This is a genomic window from Xylanibacter sp., assembly GCF_057607445.1.
In genome coordinates this window covers 129001-150112 of the sequence record NZ_DBLZAX010000008.1, presented here as the reverse complement: position 1 = coordinate 150112, position 21112 = coordinate 129001, and the positions used below count along the sequence as shown (strand labels likewise).

Genomic DNA, 21112 nt, shown 5'->3' with positions numbered 1-21112 from the left:
CAGCCTGCGCCACATAATATGTGTACTGATAATCAAAAACTTAGCTATTTGGTTTAAGCCTACAGTAAGCAATGATTACTTGTCAGTGTGCATGATTGCAGCTTGCGCCGCCGCAAGACGTGCGATAGGCACGCGGAATGGAGAGCAGCTGACGTAATTTAGGCCAACTTTATGGCAGAACTTAACTGATGAAGGTTCACCTCCATGTTCTCCACAAATTCCACATACAAGTTCAGGACGAGTTGCGCGGCCTTTTTCTACTGCCATCTTAACAAGCTGTCCAACACCATTCTGGTCGAGAACCTGGAATGGGTCAACGTTAAGTATCTTCTTGTCAAGATATACAGGCAGGAAGCTGGCGATATCGTCGCGGCTGTATCCAAATGTCATCTGTGTCAAGTCGTTAGTTCCAAAGCTAAAGTATTCTGCTTTCGCAGCAATGTGATCAGCTGTTAAAGCTGCTCGCGGTATCTCAATCATAGTTCCAACACGGAATGCTATTTCTATACCTTCCTCTTCGAAAATCTCTTTTGCCGTTTCACGAATGACCTTCTCCTGCATATCAAACTCATTGACGATACCGATGAGAGGCACCATGATTTCTGGTTTAGGATCAAATCCTTCTTTCTTTAACTGAACTGCAGCACCCAATATGGCTCTTGTCTGCATTGCCGTAATCTCGGGATATGTGTTGCCAAGGCGGCATCCGCGGTGACCAAGCATAGGATTGTGCTCACTTAGGCAGTTTACTCTCTGCTGAATCTCCTGAACGGTTATTCCCATTTCTTTGGCCATGATTTGCTGACCTTCAAGATCGTGGGGAACGAACTCGTGCAAAGGAGGATCAAGTAAGCGGATGTTGACAGGATATCCGTCCATTGCTTTCAATATACCATAGAAATCTTGTTTCTGATATGGTAAAAGTTTTGCAAGTGCTTTTTCGCGACCTTCAACTGTATCCGACAGAATCATTTCGCGCATTGCCTTTATCTTCTCATTTTCGAAGAACATGTGTTCTGTGCGGCAGAGTCCGATTCCGACTGCACCAAAATTACGGGCTACAGCTGCATCGTGCGGAGTGTCAGCATTTGTTCGTACAACGAGTTTTGTGTATTTGTTGCACAAATCCATAAGTGAAGCAAAATCACCTGTAACCTCTGCCGGCTTGGTTTTTACCTCACCAAGATAGATTTCACCTGTAGATCCGTTTATAGAGAGATAATCGCCTTCTTTAAGCATTACGCCGTCTATTTCAACAGTACGTGCTTTATAGTCAATATTCAAAGCTCCTGCACCAGACACACAGCATTTACCCATGCCTCTTGCAACAACTGCAGCGTGAGAAGTCATACCGCCTCTTGCTGTAACAATACCTTCTGCTGCTGCCATACCGGCCAAATCTTCAGGACTAGTTTCTATACGGACCATTATTACGCGTTTTCCGTCATCATGCCATTTTGCCGCATCGTCGGCAAAGAAAACAATTTGTCCGCAAGCTGCACCTGGTGAAGCTGGAAGACCTCTTGTGAGAACCTTTGCGGTCTTTAATGCGTTCTTGTCAAAAATAGGGTGGAGCAGCTCGTCGAGCTTATTAGGCTCGCAACGTTTTAAGGCAGTCTTTTCATCTATTTCTCCTTCACGCAGCAGGTCCATCGCAATTTTAACCATTGCTGTACCTGTACGTTTTCCGTTACGTGTCTGCAGGAACCAAAGCTTTCCTTCTTGAACGGTAAACTCCATGTCCTGCATGTCATGATAGTGGTGTTCAAGCTTTTCCTGAAGCGCATTGAGCTGTGCATATATTTCAGGCATAGCTTCTTCCATTGACGGGTATTTAGATATTCGCTCCTCTTCTGAAATGCCTTGCTGCTTAGCCCATTCGATAGAGCGTGCCTTTGTTATCTGTTGAGGTGTGCGTATTCCGGCAACAACGTCTTCACCCTGTGCATTAACAAGGTATTCACCATTGAAACAGTTTTCTCCGGTGGCTGCGTCACGGCTAAAGCATACGCCTGTTGCTGATGTCTGTCCCATGTTTCCGAATACCATGGCCATAACAGTTACTGCAGTACCCCATTCTGCAGGTATTCCTTCCATCTTACGATAAAGGATGGCACGTTCATTCATCCAGCTGTCGAATACGGCACATATAGCACCCCAAAGCTGTTCCATTGGGTCGTCAGGGAATTCCTTGCCTGTTTGTTTCTTTATAGCCTCTTTGAATAATTTGACAAGTTGCTTGAGTTCGTCAACAGTCATTTCATTGTCAAGAGTTATATTTCGTACAGCTTTTACCTTCTGAATTATAGCTTCAAACGGATCGATGTCTTCTTTGTTTACTGGTTTCATTCCTAAAACCACATCACCGTACATTTGTACAAAACGTCTGTAACTGTCGTATGCGAATCGTTCATTTCCGGTTTTCTTTGCCAAACCTTCAACAACCTTGTCGTTTAGACCGAGGTTCAAGATTGTATCCATCATACCAGGCATTGAAGCACGTGCTCCGGAACGTACGCTGACGAGCAGAGGATTCTCTACGTCGCCAAATTTGCTGTTCATCAAAGTTTCTATATGATGTACAGATGCTTTTACGTCGTCGCTTAAAAGTGCAACTACACTTTCTTTGCCTTTTTCAAAATATTCGTTACAAACATCTGTTGTAATAGTGAAGCCAGGAGGAACTGGCACTCCGATAAGGTTCATTTCGGCCAAGTTGGCACCTTTTCCGCCTAGCAGATTACGCATATCTGCTTTTCCTTCAGCTTTTCCGTTACCGAAGGTGTAAACTCTTTTTTCTGTCATATTAATTTATGGTTTTCATGTATATTTTTTTATCCAAGATTTTTGTTATGTGCAAATATACTTAAATTTTATTAACTAACAAATTTTTTTCTCTGTTTTTAGGTACAATAAATATAATTTGTTTTGTAAATATGCGTTTATTATGTCATTTGGAAATTATTGTTTGCATACTCGTTTTTTTGTAAACAGGTCATTTTACAAGTTTAATTATATAAATGTTAAATAATGTAATTTACGTGTATTGTATGACTGATTGACAATTTGTAATGTTTTTACTAAAAAGCGGTTCAATGTGTTAGTAGTTGCGCGTAGGAATAATGGGATGAAATAGACTTTGCTTTACTTAATGTCATGGTTACGTTGGCGGTTTATGAACATTTTTGTGCGAAACTTGTGGCTTGTGTTTGATAATTAACCGCTTTTTAACATGTAATTCATTGAGTTTTGGACTCTAAATCAATATAAATTTATATGTAAAAGCATATGTTTGGCAATGTATTTAATATGGATTTGTACTGTTTGATTCTTGTGCTTTTTGTAATGTATTGATTTCCAGTGTGTTATTGTGGCTGGGTTCCTGTGCGTTTTGTGGATGTAATTTGTTATATTAAGATCTGTTACTGTTTTTTTTAGCTGTTTGTAAATCCAAAAAGTAAGCATGATGCAAATAAATGTTTCAATGTGAAACTTATGCGGCAGGCAGATAAATGTCAATTATGCCTTAGCAATGTGATTATATTTGAATGTATGCTAAAATAGAATTGGAAAATTTGTTTTACTAATTAAAATTTCTACCTTTGTAAAAGAATGTAAATGGGTATGGAGATGATATGGGTACGCCCTGTTGTATGGGGATTCCGCTCAATCCTGCACTTTATAATTGTGATTCTGAATATACCTTATTATATAAGGATAGCGGAAACAAAATAGGTGTAATGCCCTTTATAAATTTGATGTGATTATATTTTAAATCTAAATTACTTATATTAAACACTTTATTGTATGGATAAGACAATTGAAATGAATGCGAACCCACTAGTTGAGTTCCTGCGTAAACCTTCAAAATGCTTTACTAAAGCAGACATAATTGCATTTATACGTGAAAAGGGTATACGTATGATAGATTTTATGTATCCGGCTGAAGACGGACGCATAAAAACTCTAAACTTTATGATTAATGATTATGCTTATCTTGAAACTATATTAACAGACGGCGAGCGAGTTGACGGTTCTAGCTTGTTCCCTTCATTTATAGAGGCAGAAAGTAGTGATTTGTATGTAATACCACGTTTCCGCACAGCATTTGTAAGTCCGTTCTCAGAGATTCCTACTTTGTGCATGTTATGCTCATTCTTTGACAAGAATGGTGAACCATTTGAATGTTCTCCTGAACGTACGTTGCATAGAGCAGCAGCAGCGTTTGAAGAGTCTACAGGCATGACTTTTGAGGCAATGGGCGAATTGGAATATTATGTTATAGCTGATGATAATGGAATGTTCCCTGCTGTAGACCAGAGAGGATATCACGAATCAGGTCCTTTTGCAAAGTTTAATGAGTTCCGTAAGCAGTGTATGGCATACATTGCTCAGACTGGCGGACAAATCAAGTATGGACATTCTGAGGTTGGAAACTTTACTCAAGATGGAAAAGTTTATGAGCAGAATGAAATAGAGTTCTTGCCCAACCCTGTAGAAACAGCAGCAGATCAGTTGGTGTTGGCAAAATGGGTAATCAGAAATCTTGCACAGATGAACGGGCTTGATGTTACTTTCGCTCCTAAAATAACTGTAGGAAAGGCCGGCTCAGGTTTACACATACATATGCGTATGATGAAAGACGGAAAGAATTGCATGATTAAAGACCACAAGCTTTCAGAAGAGGCTAGAAGAGCTATTGCCGGTATGATGATTTTGGCTCCATCTATTACAGCATTTGGCAATAAGACATCTGTGTCATACTTCAGATTGGTTCCTCATCAGGAAGCGCCAACAAATGTTTGTTGGGGTGATTGCAACAGATCTGTACTTGTGCGCGTTCCTCTAGGATGGACTTCTGGCCGTGACATGTCTGTTCAGGTTAACACTCTTGAAGCAGAAGCTAATAATGATACAACTCTCAAACAGACTGTTGAGATGCGCTCACCTGACGCTTCTGCAGATATATATCAGCTTATGGCAGGTTTGTGCGTAGCATGTAGATATGGCTTGGAGATGGAAAAAGAAGAGGCCTTACAGATTGCTACAGATAAGTATGTCGGAATTGATGAAGCTAAAAAAGGTCTGTCAAAATTTGAGCAGCTTCCTGATTCATGTGTAGCTTCTGCAAAATGGCTTGAGAAGCAGCGTGGATTATATGAGGACAAAGGTGTCTTCTCTGCAAGAATGATAGATGGTATCATTAGAGCTTTAAACAAACAGGATGACTCTAACTTGCGTGAGTCTGCAGAAAAGGATAGCAAACTGATGCAGAAGTTAGTTGAGTCTTCTTTCTATTGCGGATAATTTATAGATAAGCAAGTTTAGCTATTTTTAGTATAAAGGCAAATATCTTTAGATGATTTCAGATAATCATTTAAGGGTATTTGCTTTTTTATTTTTATATAAAGTATTTGGGGCGTTAGGATATATTCCATTCACGTGTATTTTGATTATATTTGTTATAATTAAGTAGTGTTCTGATGATGGCGCTTAGCAGGATTGTACTCGCCTAAATTGTTATGACATTTAGTGCTATTCATGTAAAGTTTTAATCATACACACATTTGTGTATGTCTTATTGACTTCTTTATTAATAAGGTAAATTGTTATTTTCTTAATTTTTAGATTATACGTTGTTGTATTTTAAAAATATCAGTTAACTTTGCATAATAATTATATGCATGCGTATAAATATGGGTTGGTTCGGGCCGCTTTATTAATATGTATGTGAGGTGTTGCATTACATTAATTAATATTAAAATGAGCAGAAAGAAAAAATCACTACCAGTTTTAGAAAATATAACAATAACTGATTATGCAGCAGAGGGAAAGGCTTTGGCAAGAGTTAATGAACTTGTCGTGTTTGTCCCATTTGCTGTTCCTGGTGACGTTGTTGATTTGCAGGTGCGGAGAAAGAAACATAGCTATTGTGAAGCAGAGATAATAAGATTTATAAAATATAGCGAAAGGAGGGTTAAGCCATTCTGTCAGCATTTTGGAATTTGTGGAGGATGTAAATGGCAGAACATACCATATGATGAGCAGCTTAGAATGAAACAAAAGCAGGTCTATGATCAGCTGACTCGTATTGGTAAAGTTAATCTACCGGAATTCAATCAGATATTAGGCTCTGTTAAAACCCAAGGCTATCGTAATAAATTGGAATTCGGCTGTTCGAATAGACGATGGCTAACTCAAGAAGAAATAACTTCAGGTTCGGATTTTACACAGATGAATGCTGTTGGATTCCATATAACAGGTGCGTTTGATAAAATTTTGCCGATAGAAAAATGTTGGCTAATGGATGATCTGCAAAATAAAATCAGAAATGCAATCAGAGACTATGCCTATGAACATGATATCGTATTCTATGATATCAGGAAACAATGCGGGTTGTTGCGTGATATTATGGTCAGAAACTCTGATACAGGTGAGTGGATGGTTTTAATACAATTTCATTATGAAAAGGATGAAGATGAGGTTATTGCCAAAAACTTACTTCAGCATATTGCAGACGGTTTCCCTGAGATAACGTCGTTACTATATGTTAATAATCAAAAAGGTAACGATACCTTTAATGATTTAAATATTGAAGTGTTTAAAGGTAATGATTATATATATGAAACTATGGACGGCTTGACATTTAAAGTTGGAGCTAAAAGTTTTTATCAGACAAACACGAAGCAGGCCTATCATCTTTATTCTGTAGTACGTGATTTCGCAAATCTTACAGGTAACGAACTTGTTTATGACTTATATACAGGAACTGGAACGATTGCTAATTTCGTTTCTAGATATGCTAAACGTGTTATAGGTATTGAATATGTCCCGGAGGCTATTGAGGATGCTAAAATTAATTCTGAAATAAATAATATATCTAATACCTTATTCTTTGCAGGTGATATGAAAGATATATTAACGGAATCGTTTATATCTGAAAATGGTACTCCTGATATAATAATTACAGATCCTCCTAGAGCAGGAATGCATCCTGATGTGGTTCAAACTATAATTAAAACAGCTCCAAAGAGAATAGTGTATGTAAGTTGTAACCCTGCAACACAGGCACGTGATTTATCTCTTTTGGATAATTTGTATGAGGTCGTTGCTGTACAGCCTGTAGATATGTTCCCGCATACGCCTCATGTTGAAAACGTCGTGTTATTAAACAGACGCGTAAATTAAATTTTGATGATAAGGTTATACCTTTATTTTATATGTTGTGTGTGAATTATTAGCTTTTATAGGTTTAAATTTATTGAAAATTGAAAAGAATAATATCATTTTTTGTATTTTGTGCGATTATTTGCAATGTGTGTGCGCAAAAGAAAGAAGTGTTTAGTATGCCTAAGTTAAGCGGTTATGCAATTGGGCAATACCAATATTCTGGTAAATATAATTCAGAAAGCAATACTTTTAGTTTGCGAATGGTTAGATTGTCTTTGGACGGACGTATATTAAATGACTTTGCATATAAACTCCAGGGACAAGTTAATGGAAATACAACAACTCTTGGTGAAAGTCCGCGAATCGTTGATGTCTTTATTGAATGGCAGAAATATGATTTTATCAAGATAAAAGTAGGACAATTTAAACGTCCGTTTACTTTTGAGAATCCTGTGAATCCCATTGACCAGGGATTTATGAGCTATGCCCAAAATGTGACTAATCTTTCGGGATTTAATGATAGAACAGGTGAACATTCATCGAATGGTCGTGATATTGGAATACAATTACAAGGTGATTTACTAAAAATAAAAGAAGGGAGGGCACTGTTACATTATCAGATAGGTGTGTTTAATGGCCAGGGTATAAATACGAAGGATGTAGATAACCAGAAGGATATTATTGGGGGATTGTGGGTTATGCCAATATCTGGTATGCGTTTGGGGGCATTCGGGTGGACTGGTTCATATGCACGTAAAGACAATAATGGAATAAAAAGTTTATCTAAACGTCGCTATGCCATTAGTGGTGAGTATGTTACAAATGACTGGACTTTCCGTTCTGAATACATACACTCTACAGGATATGGCTTTAAAACTGTTTATAATGATAAAACAAATTTAAGTGAAACTGAAGTAGATTATGAAAAAGGTAATAAGGCTGATGGATTTTATGCATTAGCTATAGCGCCAATAATAAAAAATAAGTTTCATGTAAAAGCTCGTTATGATATGTATCGGCCAAGTGCAGAATGGAATAATAGCAAGACATATTATGAAATTGGTGCAGATTATGAATTCGTAAAGAATTTGAAGATTTCAGCAGAATACATATTGGTTAATGACCGTTCTTTAGAAAAACATAATTATAGTATGATTGATACACAGTTATCATTCAGATTTTAAAAAATGTAATACCATGAATATACCGTCAGTATTTTGGATTGTGCCTTTCGCATCTGTTTGTGCGTTAATAATGGCTTTTTATTTTTATAAGTCAATGATGAGAGAAAATGAGGGCACAGAAAGAATGAGAGAAGTTGCAGGGTATGTAAGAACTGGTGCAATGGCATATTTAAGACAGCAGTATAAAGTTGTAATAATTATATTTGTTGTTATCAGCCTGATATTTGCATTTATGTCTTATGTACTACACGTGCAAAATCCATGGGTACCGTTTGCATTTATTACAGGCGGTTTGTTTTCTGGATTATGTGGCTTCTTTGGCATGAAGACAGCTACATATGCATCGGCACGTACTGCAAATGCAGCTAGGCATAGCCTTAATAAAGGATTAAAAATTGCATTTCGGAGTGGAGCTGTGATGGGTTTGGTCGTTGTTGGTTTAGGCCTTATGGATATAGCATTGTGGTTTGTCATATTAAATGCATTTTATGATGGTGAAGCCAATGCTCTTGTTACAATTACGACAACAATGCTTACATTTGGTATGGGTGCGTCTACTCAAGCCTTGTTTGCCCGTGTTGGTGGAGGTATTTATACTAAAGCTGCAGATGTTGGTGCAGACCTTGTCGGTAAAGTTGAAGAAAACATACCGGAGGATGATCCGAGAAATCCGGCAACCATTGCAGATAATGTCGGCGATAATGTCGGTGACGTTGCAGGAATGGGTGCTGATCTATATGAGAGTTATTGTGGCAGTATCTTAAGTGCTGCTGCATTGGGTGCCATGGCTTTTGGGGTTCATTATGAAATGCAGCTTAAAGCAGTTATAGCTCCAATGCTAATAGCGGGTGTTGGAATATTTTTATCTTTAATCGGCATTTTTGCGGTTAAGACAAAGGACAATGCTACAATGAAGGATTTGCTGCATTCGTTAAATTTAGGTACAAACATTTCGGCAGTTCTTATTGCAGTAGCATCATTTTTAATCTTGTATTTGTTAAAAGTTGAAAATTGGATCGGACTTTCGTTTTCTGTAATTAGTGGACTTCTCGCAGGTGTTATAATAGGAGCAGCAACCGAGTTCTATACAAGTCAAAGTTATGGTCCGACAAAGGATGTGGCTAAGTCTTCCGAAACGGGATCAGCAACAGTAATTATTAAAGGTATAAGCACAGGAATGATTTCTACCATGATTCCTGTAATTACAATTTCTGTTGCTGTAATGTTAAGTTATTTGTGTGCGAACGGCTTTGACATGTCTATGAATTCAGAAAGTATTTCTAAAGGACTATATGGTATAGGTGTTGCTGCTGTCGGCATGCTTTCAACTTTAGGTATAACATTAGCGACGGATGCTTATGGCCCTATAGCAGATAATGCAGGTGGTAATGCCGAGATGTGTGGATTGGGAGAAGATGTAAGAAAAAGGACCGATTCACTTGATGCTTTAGGAAATACTACAGCCGCAACAGGAAAGGGATTTGCTATAGGAAGTGCGGCATTGACAGCTCTCGCTTTATTGGCATCATATATTGAGGAAATAAAAATAAATATGGTAAGAGCGGCTAACGAAGGTGTTGTCTTTATTGATAATTTAGGAAATGTTTTTGAACCTAAAAATGCTCAGCTGTTAGATATGATAAGTTTCTTCCAGGTTAACCTCATGAACCCAAAGGTTTTAATAGGAATCTTTATTGGTGCTATGTCTGCATTTATATTCAGTGGTATCACGATGGGAGCTGTTGGACGTGCAGCAGGTTCAATGGTAGAAGAGGTTAGAAGACAATTCAGAGAGATAAAGGGTATCTTGGAAGGTATAGCAACTCCGGATTATGGCCGATGCATACAAATTTCTACAAAGTCAGCTTTGCGTGAAATGATATTGCCTTCTTTATTGGCTATAGCTATTCCTGTGTTAGTAGGTATAGTTCTAGGTGTTTCCGGCGTTCTGGGACTTTTAATAGGTGGAATGTCCACTGGATTTACTCTTGCTATTTTTATGTCAAATGCTGGAGGGGCATGGGATAATGCTAAGAAAATGATTGAAGAAGGTAACTTTGGCGGTAAAGGTTCTTCTTGTCATAAGGCGGCAGTTGTAGGTGATACGGTTGGTGATCCTTTTAAGGATACTTCAGGTCCCTCTTTAAATATATTAATTAAGCTGATGTCGATGGTTAGTATTGTGATGGCTGGTCTGACAGTAGCCTTAATTTAGAAACTCGACATGTCAAAATGACACTAATAATTAGTCGATTTTGTACTTTCGGCCAATCGTACCCAATATTTTATATAATTTAATAATATGAAATAACTTTATTATAAAAAAATAATGTAACTTTGCGGGCGAAAAAAGAAAGGCCGTATTTAGTGCGGACACTTGGGAGTAATTAACGTTGATTAGACAGCGCGTTTTAACAAACATTAGGTATAATTATTTAAGGAAATTATTTTAACCCTTTAAAATAAAAAAAGATGATTAAAATTGGTATTAACGGATTTGGCCGTATTGGTCGTTTCGTATTCCGTTCAACTCTTGAAGAGGCAAACAAGAACGATGTAGTTGTAGTAGGTATCAATGACCTTCTGCCTGTTGATTACATGGCATATATGCTGAAGTATGATACAATGCACGGCCAGTTTGACGGTACAATTGAAGTTGACACTGCAAAAAATGAATTGATAGTAAACGGAAACCACATCCGTGTTACAGCTGAAAAAGACGCTGCTGATCTTAAGTGGGATGAAATCGGTGCAGAATATGTTGTTGAGTCAACAGGTTTCTATCTGACAATGGACCGTGCAGAGAAACACCTTCAGGCTGGTGCTAAATATGTTGTTCTTTCTGCTCCTTCAAAGAAGGGTGAGGACGGACGTCAGGCTGATATGTTCGTTTGTGGTGTTAATACAGATAAATATGCTGGCCAGCAGATTGTTTCAAATGCATCTTGTACAACAAACTGTCTCGCTCCTATAGCAAAGGTACTGAATGACAAGTTCGGTATTGAGAACGGTCTTATGACAACTGTTCACTCTACAACAGCTACACAGCGTACAGTTGACGGTCCTTCTTTGAAGGATTGGCGTGGTGGCCGTGCTGCTGCAGGAAACATCATACCTTCTTCTACAGGTGCTGCTAAGGCTGTAGGTAAGGTTATCCCTGAGCTTAACGGAAAACTTACTGGTATCTCTATGCGTGTTCCTACTTTGGATGTCTCAGTTGTTGACTTGACTGTTAATCTGAAGAACTCAGCAACAAAAGAGGATATCTGCAAAGCAATGAAAGAGGCTTCTGAAGGTGAACTGAAAGGTATCTTAGGATATACAGAAGATAAGGTTGTTTCTTCTGACTTCCTGGGTTGTCCTTTGACATCAATCTTCGATGCTGATGCAGGTGTTTATCTTACAGATAAATTTGTAAAAGTTGTTTCTTGGTATGATAATGAGATCGGTTACTCACACAAGGTTGTAGATCTCATCAAGATTATGAAGAAGCACAACGGATAATTGATACTTGATTATAATTTGATAAAAAAAACCATTCGACATTGTCGGATGGTTTTTTTTTATTAATTTTGTACAGACTACAGTATCATTAAACTTTATATTGCATAAAAATATGATAACCATTTTAGGTCCGACTGCATCAGGAAAGACATCGTTTGCGGCTGCTTTAGCTGCAGAAATTAATGCTGAAATAATTAGTGCAGACAGTAGACAAGTTTACCGTAATATGGATATAGGTACGGGTAAGGATCTTGACGATTATAAAATTGGTGATAGGCTTATAAAGTATCATTTAATTGATATTGCTGAACCTGGTACAAAATATAATTTATTTGAATATCAGAAGGATTTCTATAATGCATACAATGATATTATAGGGCGAGGAGTCACACCGATATTATGTGGTGGAACAGGATTGTATATTGAGGCTGTGTTGAATGGATATAAGTTGTTGCCTGTGCCGGAGAATAAGGAACTCCGTTTGGAATTAGAGAAGAAGGATTTGGATGAGTTGACAAAATTACTTATACAGCTAAAAAGAGACAATAAGTCTAATATGCATAATTCTACCGATATTGATAATAAGAAGCGGGCGATACGGGCAATTGAAATTGAAACATATTATAAAAATTGCCACAATCTTGAAGAACGTAATATTCCTCCAATTGACTCGTTGATTTTTGGAATTGAAATAGATAGAGATTTACGGCGCAAGCGAATAACAGAGCGGCTATTGCAGCGCCTTAATAATGGCATGGTAGATGAGGTTAAGATGTTGCTCGACAGAGGTATTTTGCCTGAAGACTTGATTTATTATGGACTTGAGTACAAATATGTCACCAAATATTTGATAAATGAAATAACTTATGATGATATGTTCCGTTCATTGGAGATTGCGATACATCAGTTTGCAAAGCGTCAAATGACATGGTTCAGAGGCATGGAAAGAAGAGGATTTAAAATACATTGGATCGATTTTTCACTTCCGATGGAACAAAAAATTAAATATGTAAAAAGCTATTTATAATTAATAGTCTAATTATTTACTATAAAATAAGATTATAATATGTCAGGTGAAGATAATCGTTGGGGAATATTATATTGTCCGAAACATGGTATAACGGCATCTAAAAAGAGATGGGCAAAAATTGAGAACTGCTTGAAGGATAATGATATAAAGTTTGATTTTGTCCAAAGTGAGGATCAAAGCAGTGTTACAAGACTTATTAATATGTTTATAAACAATGGATATAAAACCATTGTAATTGTTGGCGGTGATTCTGCGTTAAATGACGCAGTAAATTGTCTTATGTCTGTAGATTCTTCTATACGTGAAAAGATATGTTTGGGTTTGATACCTAATGGACTGATGAATGATTTTGCTCATTACTGGCAATTGAAAGAAAACGACGTTAATCAGATAATCGGATGGATAAAACAGCGTCGGGTTAGGAAAATTGATTTGGGCTGTATTCATTATACAAACTCAGAAGGAGATATTTGTCATAGATACTTCTTGAATTGCGTTAATATTGGACTCATTTCGGCAATAATGAACTTGAGGCAGCGCACACACAGACTTTTTGGCTCCAGAACACTGTCTTTTCTGTTTTCATTAATTTTGATGATTTTTCAACGTTTGGATTATAAAATGTCGTTAAAAATTAATTCGGATATTATTAAAAGGAAAATTATGACAGTGTGTATTGGGAATGCGTCTGGTTATGGTCAAACTCCCAATGCTGTTCCATATAATGGTCTCCTTGATGTTTCTGTTGTTTACCATCCGGAGATGACACAGCTTTTTGAAGGATTTTATTTGTTATTTACAGGTAAATTTCTCAATCATCATAGCGTACATCCTTATAGAACTAGAGAAATTATCGTTAATGAAGCGGTTAAGGCAATGGTGAGTATTGACGGTCGGTTAATGAAAACACCGGTCGGGTCATATAAAATTACTGTTGAACAAGAAGTTATTAATTTTCTTATTCCGGCATGATGTCGTACTGTAATTTACTCGTCTAAAGTGCTGACATTTGACTATATTGTGACTTAGATTAAAAACCATAGGTTTATGGGGCAGAATTCAGTGAGTTTTATCTTGAAATACACTGAGTTTTATAATGGAAACCATTGACTTTTGTTTTGACTATAGTTATGTAAAAATGATAGGGTGGGTAGTTGTAAATAATAATGCCAAAATAGTGAGTAAATATATTAATCTCCTATTTTGGCATTAAAATATTATTAGTGTGTAAAATATGCTTATCCTAAATATTTTATTAATATTTTTGCATTTCCACTTTCACGCAATTTCGCGATACTTTTTTCTCTAATCTGACGTACGCGCTCTCGTGTTAAACCTAATTGGTCACCGATTTCTTCAAGACCTTTCTCATGGCATCCGATACCAAAGCATTCGCGTATGATGGTTATTTCACGCTCTTTCAGAACTTTGCTTAATACTGTATTAAGCTCTAGTGCCATTGATTCATGATCAACGTGTCTGTCTGTTCGGCTGTCATCTCCGCTAGGCATTACGTCAAGCATGCAGTTGTCTTCACCATCCTGAAATGGAGCATCAATACTAACATGATGACCGTCAGCTGCTAAAGATTGGCCAATTTTGTCTTCATCAAGTTTTGTTACTTCTGATAGTTCTGAAACAGATGGATGACGCTGGTTTTCCTGTTCGAACTTGTTTATTTCATGATTGATCTTATTTAGAGAGCCAACTTGATTTAATGGCAGGCGGACAATACGGCTTTGTTCAGCAATAGCCTGCAAAATGCTTTGACGAATCCACCATACTGCATAAGAGATAAATTTAAATCCGCGAGTCTCGTCAAACTTTTGAGCTGCTTTAATCAGACCAATATTACCTTCATCTATAAGGTCGGTTAATGTGAGTCCCTGATGTTGATACTGTTTAGCCACAGATACAACGAATCTCAGGTTTGCTGTTACAAGTTTGTTTTTTGCCCGTTCGCCTTCAGGTCCGCCTTTTTTTATTTTCTGAGCTAACTCTATTTCCTCGTCAATTGAAATTAAAGGAGCTCTACCTATTTCTACAAGATATTTATCCAAGGCTTCACTTGAACGGTTGGTAATACTTTTCTGAATCTTTAATTGTCTCATCTATTTGCCTTATATTTTGTAAGTATCTGATTTTCAAGCCAATAGCTTGATTGTTTCTGAAAACGCTGCAAAATTACAAAAAATATCAATACGTTGTACCGTTCTGTGGTTAAAAAATAATAAATAATAACATTAAAGTGTTCTTTCTACGCTTAAATAAAGTTGCAAAAATGTAATGTAATTTTATTTTGCAAATTAAAATAAAAGAAATTATAATTTATTTTATGTAAAAATCATGTATAAATATTTTGTTTTTTCTAAGTGTATATCATTCTTTTTCTTATATTTGCCATTGAATTAATTTTTTAACTTTAAAACCTATTTATTATGAAAGTCGGAATTCCAAAAGAAATTAAGAACAACGAGAGTAGGGTCGGTATGACTCCGGCTGGTGTATCAGAGTTAGTAAAACATGGCCATTCTGTATATGTTCAACATACTGCGGGTGTAAATAGTGGATTTTCAGACGAAATGTATGAAAATGTAGGAGCAACCATATTGCCGACTATTGAAGATGTTTATCAGACTGCTGATATGATAGTTAAAGTTAAAGAGCCAATAGAATCGGAATATAAACTTATACGAAAAGGGCAACTGGTTTTCACTTATTTCCATTTTGCATGTGATAAGAAATTAACAGAGGCAATGATTGAAAGTGAAAGCGTATGCCTTGCATACGAGACCGTACAATTAGATGATAATTCACTTCCGTTGTTGACACCAATGAGTGAAGTTGCCGGTCGAATGGCGACAATTAACGGCGCATATTATCTACAGAAGACCAAAGGCGGTAAGGGTAAACTCATTTGCGGAGTGCCTGGTGTGCGTCCGGCTAAAGTAGTAGTCCTTGGTGGTGGAATTGTTGGTCAGGCTGCAGCACGTGTTGCTGCAGGAATGGGTGCAGATGTGGTTATAACAGACATTTCTTTAAGCTTACTGCGAGAATTGTCAATTACGATGCCTGCAAATGTTAATGCTATATATTCTTCGCATCATAATGTCGTTAATGAGATTAAGGATGCTGACATCGTTATTGGTGCTGTGCTTATTCCCGGTGATAAAGCCCCTCATTTGATTACAAAAGACATGTTAAAGATAATGGAGCCTGGAACTGTTTTGGTTGACGTCGCTATTGATCAGGGAGGATGTTTTGAAACATCACATCCAACAACGCATAGCGATCCTGTGTATGTCGTTGATGGAATTGTACATTATGCTGTAGCTAATATCCCCGGAGCGGTGCCAAACACATCAACATATGCCTTGACTAATGCAACACTGAAGTATGCCTTGGCTTTAGCTGATAAAGGGTGGAAGAAAGCATGCAAGGATGATGCTGCTTTATGCAAGGGATTGAATATTGTTGAAGGTAAGGTAACTAATAAGGCCGTTGCAGATGTCTTCAATTTAGAATATGTTCCAGTAGAATTGTAATTGTTTTAGATAAATAAACAGCCCGTCTCAATATAGGAAAGAGATGGGCTGTTTATTTAAAATACATAATAGGGGGAATTGCTTTATGTCCGATTCCATTTAATGGATAATTATTTGTCTTGTAAAATACTTTTTTTGTTTTTTCTTTTAAATCCAAATAATTCCATTAGTGAGTTGAAGTCTTTCTTCATGATTAGTCCAATTCCCTGAGTATTTAATGATGATTTAGTAAAATATCGATCATTTGTTTGATTGTAGACTTTGAGCGATATATTTCCATTTGGAAGTAGCAAATAATTCACATCGAAGTCACCGATAAACGATGTCGTAGCATTTGCGTTATCGCGATATCCAAACTGTCCGTTAATTATCAGACGGTTGTTTAATAGTCTTCCGGATAATAAGCCTTCATATTCTGCATTGTTGAAGCCTTCATCACCGGTGCTAATGTTGGCTCCAAATGTCCAATTGTTGTTTTTAACCAGATTTCCTAGAAGAGAGTTTATTTGCTGGCTTATTGTTCCGCTCAGCAAACTCTGCATTGCAAGGCTTGTTTGGTTCTGTTGATTTTCTTGGTTTGATGAATTGTTGTTGTCTTGCATATAAAATCGTCCAATGCTTAACAAATATACAACTTGCTGATTCATTTCTTCTTCACTGTTAATTACAGTGCGAACCATCTGTTCTGCCTCATTGCTTACGGTTGGCAGGTCAAGGTCAAAGTCGATGTGAGGTGTTTGTGGCGTACCGCTAATATTCATGATACAATCTACCCTGATGTTGTTGCTCGAGAAGCTATTGCCGATTTGCAAGTCAGAAAGAGGCACACTATTTACGGTGTATAAGGCCTTAAGGTCAAGTGATGCATTGTAAGGGTCGCCTCCGAATACAATGGTGCCACCATTCTGGAATTGGAAGATTTTCTTAATTATATTTTGTATCGTAAGTTTATATATACCATTTTCAATTTGGTATGTACCAAACATGTTAAATGAGCCTTTGTTAAAGTATGTGGCACGAATGCTGCCAGTTCCGTTTAAAGCAATATAGTCATAGTTTGACTGGTCCATTAATACGCGTAATGTCGCATCTGGATTCATATTAACGAGGAAGTTAATATATAAATCAGAAGGTTTGTCAATCTCTGCTGCTTCCTTGACAGACTCTTTGGCTATAGAGTCTTTACTAACTGTTTGGCTGATTGCCGTTTTGTCATGCCATGTAATAAATTGCTGGTCTGATATTGTTTCAGGACTTGCGGCATTATATTCTATAAAGGAGCCTTTTTCCGGAGTAATATTTATATCTATGTCTATTCTTCCGTTACCTCCTTTTATCGTACATAGTCCGGTGCCGTATGCAGTACCGTAAAATGTATTATTAGAATAACTTTGTGTGTCATAACACAGCAGGTTGTGAGTCCTTATGTTTAAATCGTATGTTAGGTTTGTTAAATGTTTATGGTGGAGTGCCCCGCTGACGATACCAATATTTCCATTTCTGTCTCTTATTGTGTCTGCAGCAAAGATAATATTGTCTGGACGGAATCGTATCGTGTCGTTTATTAACGTATAAGTTGTATTTAAGGGGATTATTCTTATGCTGCCATTTGTTACGAGATTTCCTGTTAGATTAATGTTGTTTAATGGACCATGTAGTCTAACGCTTCCGTTTGCATTAGCTATAATATTATTCATAAATGATCCACAAAAGCCTTCAAGAAATTCAATGTTTGTATTCCTTGCACCAATGTTTAAATCAATATAATTCCTGTCAGGAGAAACATAACCTTCAATTCTGGTTTCTACATTATCTTTATCTTTAGCTATAGCGTTGATATCAATTTGTTTTTCTGATTTATTCCATGATACGTGGGCAGCTAAATCTCCCATACGGCCATCTTGAAATTTGAATTGACTGATATTTAGATTTGCATATAACTCAGGATCGTAAAAAACAGATTTGATAAAAGCTTTGCCTGTTGAATAGCCTTTAAAGTCGACAGAATGAAAATTTACCAAATTCAATACATAATTGACATCAACATCTTGCATGTCGACAACGATTGAATCTGACAAATCCTTTGTTGCCATACCATATATTTTGATGTGTTGTTTATTATGCTCAATAGAAAAATGATCTATCATTAAATTGCCATTATTGTATTTTATGCTTGCAGGTTGTACATGCCATGTGGTATCATTGATAAGTATATCTGAAGGCTTGATGTCAACGTTGATGTCTGGCTTACCTGTATCATTCTTAATAAATCTCGTTTCTGCATTTAGCGACCCTAAAAAAGGCTTACTTTGATTGTTGTTCCATTTAATCTCTGTTAATAATTTGTCGTTAATGGTACTTAAATTTAAATCAAGAGACAACTTTTGACCATTGTTCATGATTTTATCAATTTTACCTTCTAATAATAATGTATCGTTAGGGGTATGGGCATTAATGAAGATATTTTCATAAGGATTATTTTTGTATATAATTTTATCCGCCTTACAATACATTGAAAATGTCTTCTTTTCGTCATTGATTGTAACGGTTAAGTTCATCGGCGCTTTTAACTCTAAAGGAACGTTGAAAAATTTATTAACCCATTCAGAATTAGATATATTTGCTTTAATTTGAAATTTATTGCATACATTAGGCTGCTCCGTAAACATTGTCGGTAATTTGTCATGGAGCAAATTGTTTATACTTTTAGCTAATGTGCTAATATTATATTGGCCATTTATAGCGATATTCCCAAAATCGCTTTGCAGTGACATGGAATCTTTACAAGCATTTAAGCTTATTGTTTTGATTGTATATAAATCAGATGGGGAAACCATTGTGAAATCTTTTATGGCTAAATTACCATTAAACGGATTTATATTTTGATGATTATAGGTTATGTTTGAGTTTATATCAAAATTGAATTTTGTATCTTTCCATTTATTTGTAATATTAAGTTTTGACAAATTCAAATTTCTGATAGATGCAATTATGGATGTTTCTTTTGATAGATCTGTTGATAGTCTGCCCTCAATGTTTATTTGCCCATTGGGGTCATCCAATTTGAAAAGGCCATCAAATATATTTTTGTCATATAATCCTTTTACAATTATATTCTTGTATTGGTAATTATTATATTCAAATCTTGGAAAAATGCCATCAATATATATGTTTTTATTTGTTTTTGATATGTTATTGCATTTAACTGTTATTTTTGATGAGATTTGCCCAAGATGCTTATTGGGAAACAATTTGCCCAAATTAATATTATCTGTATCAATATTGGCATAAATGTCGTTAACATTTTTGCTTAATTTGACTAAAATATTTCCTATGTCAGTTTTTAAATTGCCATTAATCGATATATATTTATCATGTCCATTAGTGTTGCCGGTATAGTAGATTTTACCTATACTATTTATAAAATCAGGTAATTTTATACTTGGATTTATTTCTTTGATAGTATGTGCAATCCATTCAGCAGAACTTTCTATCTTTCTGATATTAGCATTCCAAATGAAACCGTTTTTATCTTTTTTTAGCTTGACATTACCAATAAAGACTAATCCTTTATCTATAGAATGCAGATTAAAGCTTTCTATATTAATGTTATTGTAAGCTCCTGTAAATGTGGCTTTTAATGATAAAGGCGTGATGTTATGTTTAATCCTAGGCAGAAAGCATTTTAGGTCAGAAAAATTAATTCTATTGATATTTATGGCTCCTGAATAAGCGATGGTCTTATTGTCGATTTTGCCGTTAATTGTTTTGTAAACTAAAGATAGTGATTCAGATTCAATTTTGGAGTTAGGTAAAGATAAGTTGAAATTATGAAGCTTAGTGCACTTCTTATTGAAAGAGAAATCAAACGATAACTTTCTCAGGTCTAAGCCTGAAGACTCTTTAAAGGATAATTTTTTTACAGAAATGTAGGTGCTGTCCTGTGTGTAATATGGAATAATAATATGAGCGCTGATGTCATTTAATTTGATGTGTTTGAGATTGAAATGTGATGATGTATAAGGTGCGTCATAGATATCATAACGAATGGCGCCATGTCGGATTATTAATGAATTAATACTTAGCTTTAAATTTGATTTTTTATTTTTATCTTTAGATGAAAGTGAATCTAATACGAATTGGTAATTTGGTTTTGAAGTGTTAGTCTTTTTGTAAAAGTTCCCGTCAAATCCAAATATCTGTGCAGAAGATATATATATACATCCGTTTTTAATTAGTTGATAATAGTCTATTTTTGCTGCAAGGCGTGATGCTGAAATCATTTTTTTTGATGTCTGATCATATATTTCAACGTCATCGATAATTATTCTATTTAGAAAACCTAAGTCAACATTTCCAATGCTTACATGTGTGTTGAGTTTTGTTGATAGGGCATTACTTATGCGTGTACCGAACCAATTTTGTATAAACGGTATATGAATAAATATGATTATAGACCAATATCCAATTATTGTAGTCCATAATATCCCATTAACAATATGCTTTAATGTTTTCAATATTTGTTATGATTTAATGAATGTTTAAAGGCAAAAGTGGTATAGCCATTTCGAAATTTCCTACAAAAATACATGAATTCATTGTAATAAACGAATAAAATATGGAAAATGGTGTAAACAACATTTACATTGGATGTATTATGAGTATGATTAATTTGTTTG

11 protein-coding genes are annotated in these 21112 nt (G+C 36.0%); 8 read left to right on the top strand and 3 right to left on the bottom strand.

Annotation, left to right across the window (positions count from 1 at the left end; all coding sequences use genetic code 11):
* Window positions 1-75 precede the first annotated feature (75 nt).
* Window positions 76-2805 carry a pyruvate, phosphate dikinase gene (gene ppdK / locus ACZMIG_RS08015; protein WP_443982978.1) on the bottom strand — a complete coding sequence of 910 codons (2730 nt, stop codon included), beginning with the start codon at window positions 2803-2805 and terminating at the stop codon, window positions 76-78.
* Window positions 2806-3807: 1002 nt separating this feature from the next.
* Here ppdK and ACZMIG_RS08010 point away from each other — a divergent pair.
* The 7 genes from ACZMIG_RS08010 (at window position 3808) to ACZMIG_RS07980 (ending at window position 13860) form a co-directional block, all read left to right on the top strand.
* Window positions 3808-5307 (top strand): glutamine synthetase family protein, encoded by a 1500-nt coding sequence (locus ACZMIG_RS08010; RefSeq protein WP_021855493.1) that lies wholly within the window; start codon window positions 3808-3810, stop codon window positions 5305-5307.
* A gap of 456 nt (window positions 5308-5763) precedes the next feature.
* Window positions 5764-7188 (top strand): 23S rRNA (uracil(1939)-C(5))-methyltransferase RlmD, encoded by a 1425-nt coding sequence (gene rlmD / locus ACZMIG_RS08005; RefSeq protein WP_418874309.1) that lies wholly within the window; start codon window positions 5764-5766, stop codon window positions 7186-7188.
* Window positions 7189-7346: 158 nt separating this feature from the next.
* Window positions 7347-8354, top strand: coding sequence for a porin (locus ACZMIG_RS08000; protein ID WP_418874321.1), 1008 nt, complete (start codon window positions 7347-7349; stop codon window positions 8352-8354).
* A 13-nt stretch (window positions 8355-8367) separates the two neighbouring features.
* Entirely contained in the window at window positions 8368-10569 is a 2202-nt protein-coding gene (locus ACZMIG_RS07995; protein WP_418874308.1) for a sodium-translocating pyrophosphatase, read from the top strand.
* A 257-nt stretch (window positions 10570-10826) separates the two neighbouring features.
* A complete protein-coding gene (gene gap, locus ACZMIG_RS07990) occupies window positions 10827-11858 on the top strand; it encodes a type I glyceraldehyde-3-phosphate dehydrogenase (protein ID WP_021855489.1) in 1032 nt (343 codons plus the stop codon).
* Between the two features lie 112 nt (window positions 11859-11970).
* Window positions 11971-12885 carry a tRNA (adenosine(37)-N6)-dimethylallyltransferase MiaA gene (gene miaA / locus ACZMIG_RS07985; RefSeq protein WP_418874307.1) on the top strand — a complete coding sequence of 305 codons (915 nt, stop codon included), beginning with the start codon at window positions 11971-11973 and terminating at the stop codon, window positions 12883-12885.
* Window positions 12886-12924: 39 nt separating this feature from the next.
* The gene (locus tag ACZMIG_RS07980) at window positions 12925-13860 is read left to right on the top strand and encodes a diacylglycerol/lipid kinase family protein (protein ID WP_053398547.1); all 936 of its coding nucleotides are present in this window, start codon (window positions 12925-12927) and stop codon (window positions 13858-13860) included.
* Window positions 13861-14126: 266 nt separating this feature from the next.
* Here the strand turns inward: ACZMIG_RS07980 and ACZMIG_RS07975 are convergent, their stop codons facing one another.
* Window positions 14127-14999: a sigma-70 family RNA polymerase sigma factor gene (locus ACZMIG_RS07975; protein WP_021855486.1), complete on the bottom strand. Its 873-nt coding sequence runs from the start codon at window positions 14997-14999 to the stop codon at window positions 14127-14129.
* A 327-nt stretch (window positions 15000-15326) separates the two neighbouring features.
* Here ACZMIG_RS07975 and ald point away from each other — a divergent pair, with 327 nt between their 5' ends.
* On the top strand, window positions 15327-16433 hold the full coding sequence (ald, locus tag ACZMIG_RS07970; RefSeq protein ID WP_021855485.1) for an alanine dehydrogenase: 1107 nt from the start codon (window positions 15327-15329) through the stop codon (window positions 16431-16433).
* Window positions 16434-16543: 110 nt separating this feature from the next.
* Here the strand turns inward: ald and ACZMIG_RS07965 are convergent, their stop codons facing one another.
* Complete coding sequence (locus ACZMIG_RS07965; protein ID WP_418874306.1) at window positions 16544-20716, bottom strand: translocation/assembly module TamB domain-containing protein; 4173 nt, start codon at window positions 20714-20716, stop codon at window positions 16544-16546.
* Window positions 20717-21112 lie beyond the last annotated feature (396 nt).

Bases quoted from the DNA above. Each gene is read 5' to 3' on its own strand.
- ACZMIG_RS07965 (WP_418874306.1), bottom strand. From the start codon at position 20,716: ATGATTTCAGCATCACGCCTTGCAGCAAAAATAGACTATTATCAACTA.
- ACZMIG_RS07995 (WP_418874308.1), top strand. From the start codon at position 8,368: ATGAATATACCGTCAGTATTTTGGATTGTGCCTTTCGCATCTGTTTGT.
- ppdK (WP_443982978.1), bottom strand. From the start codon at position 2,805: ATGACAGAAAAAAGAGTTTACACCTTCGGTAACGGAAAAGCTGAAGGA.
- gap (WP_021855489.1), top strand. From the start codon at position 10,827: ATGATTAAAATTGGTATTAACGGATTTGGCCGTATTGGTCGTTTCGTA.
- rlmD (WP_418874309.1), top strand. From the start codon at position 5,764: ATGAGCAGAAAGAAAAAATCACTACCAGTTTTAGAAAATATAACAATA.
- ACZMIG_RS08010 (WP_021855493.1), top strand. From the start codon at position 3,808: ATGGATAAGACAATTGAAATGAATGCGAACCCACTAGTTGAGTTCCTG.
- ald (WP_021855485.1), top strand. From the start codon at position 15,327: ATGAAAGTCGGAATTCCAAAAGAAATTAAGAACAACGAGAGTAGGGTC.
- ACZMIG_RS08000 (WP_418874321.1), top strand. From the start codon at position 7,347: ATGCCTAAGTTAAGCGGTTATGCAATTGGGCAATACCAATATTCTGGT.
- miaA (WP_418874307.1), top strand. From the start codon at position 11,971: ATGATAACCATTTTAGGTCCGACTGCATCAGGAAAGACATCGTTTGCG.
- ACZMIG_RS07980 (WP_053398547.1), top strand. From the start codon at position 12,925: ATGTCAGGTGAAGATAATCGTTGGGGAATATTATATTGTCCGAAACAT.
- ACZMIG_RS07975 (WP_021855486.1), bottom strand. From the start codon at position 14,999: ATGAGACAATTAAAGATTCAGAAAAGTATTACCAACCGTTCAAGTGAA.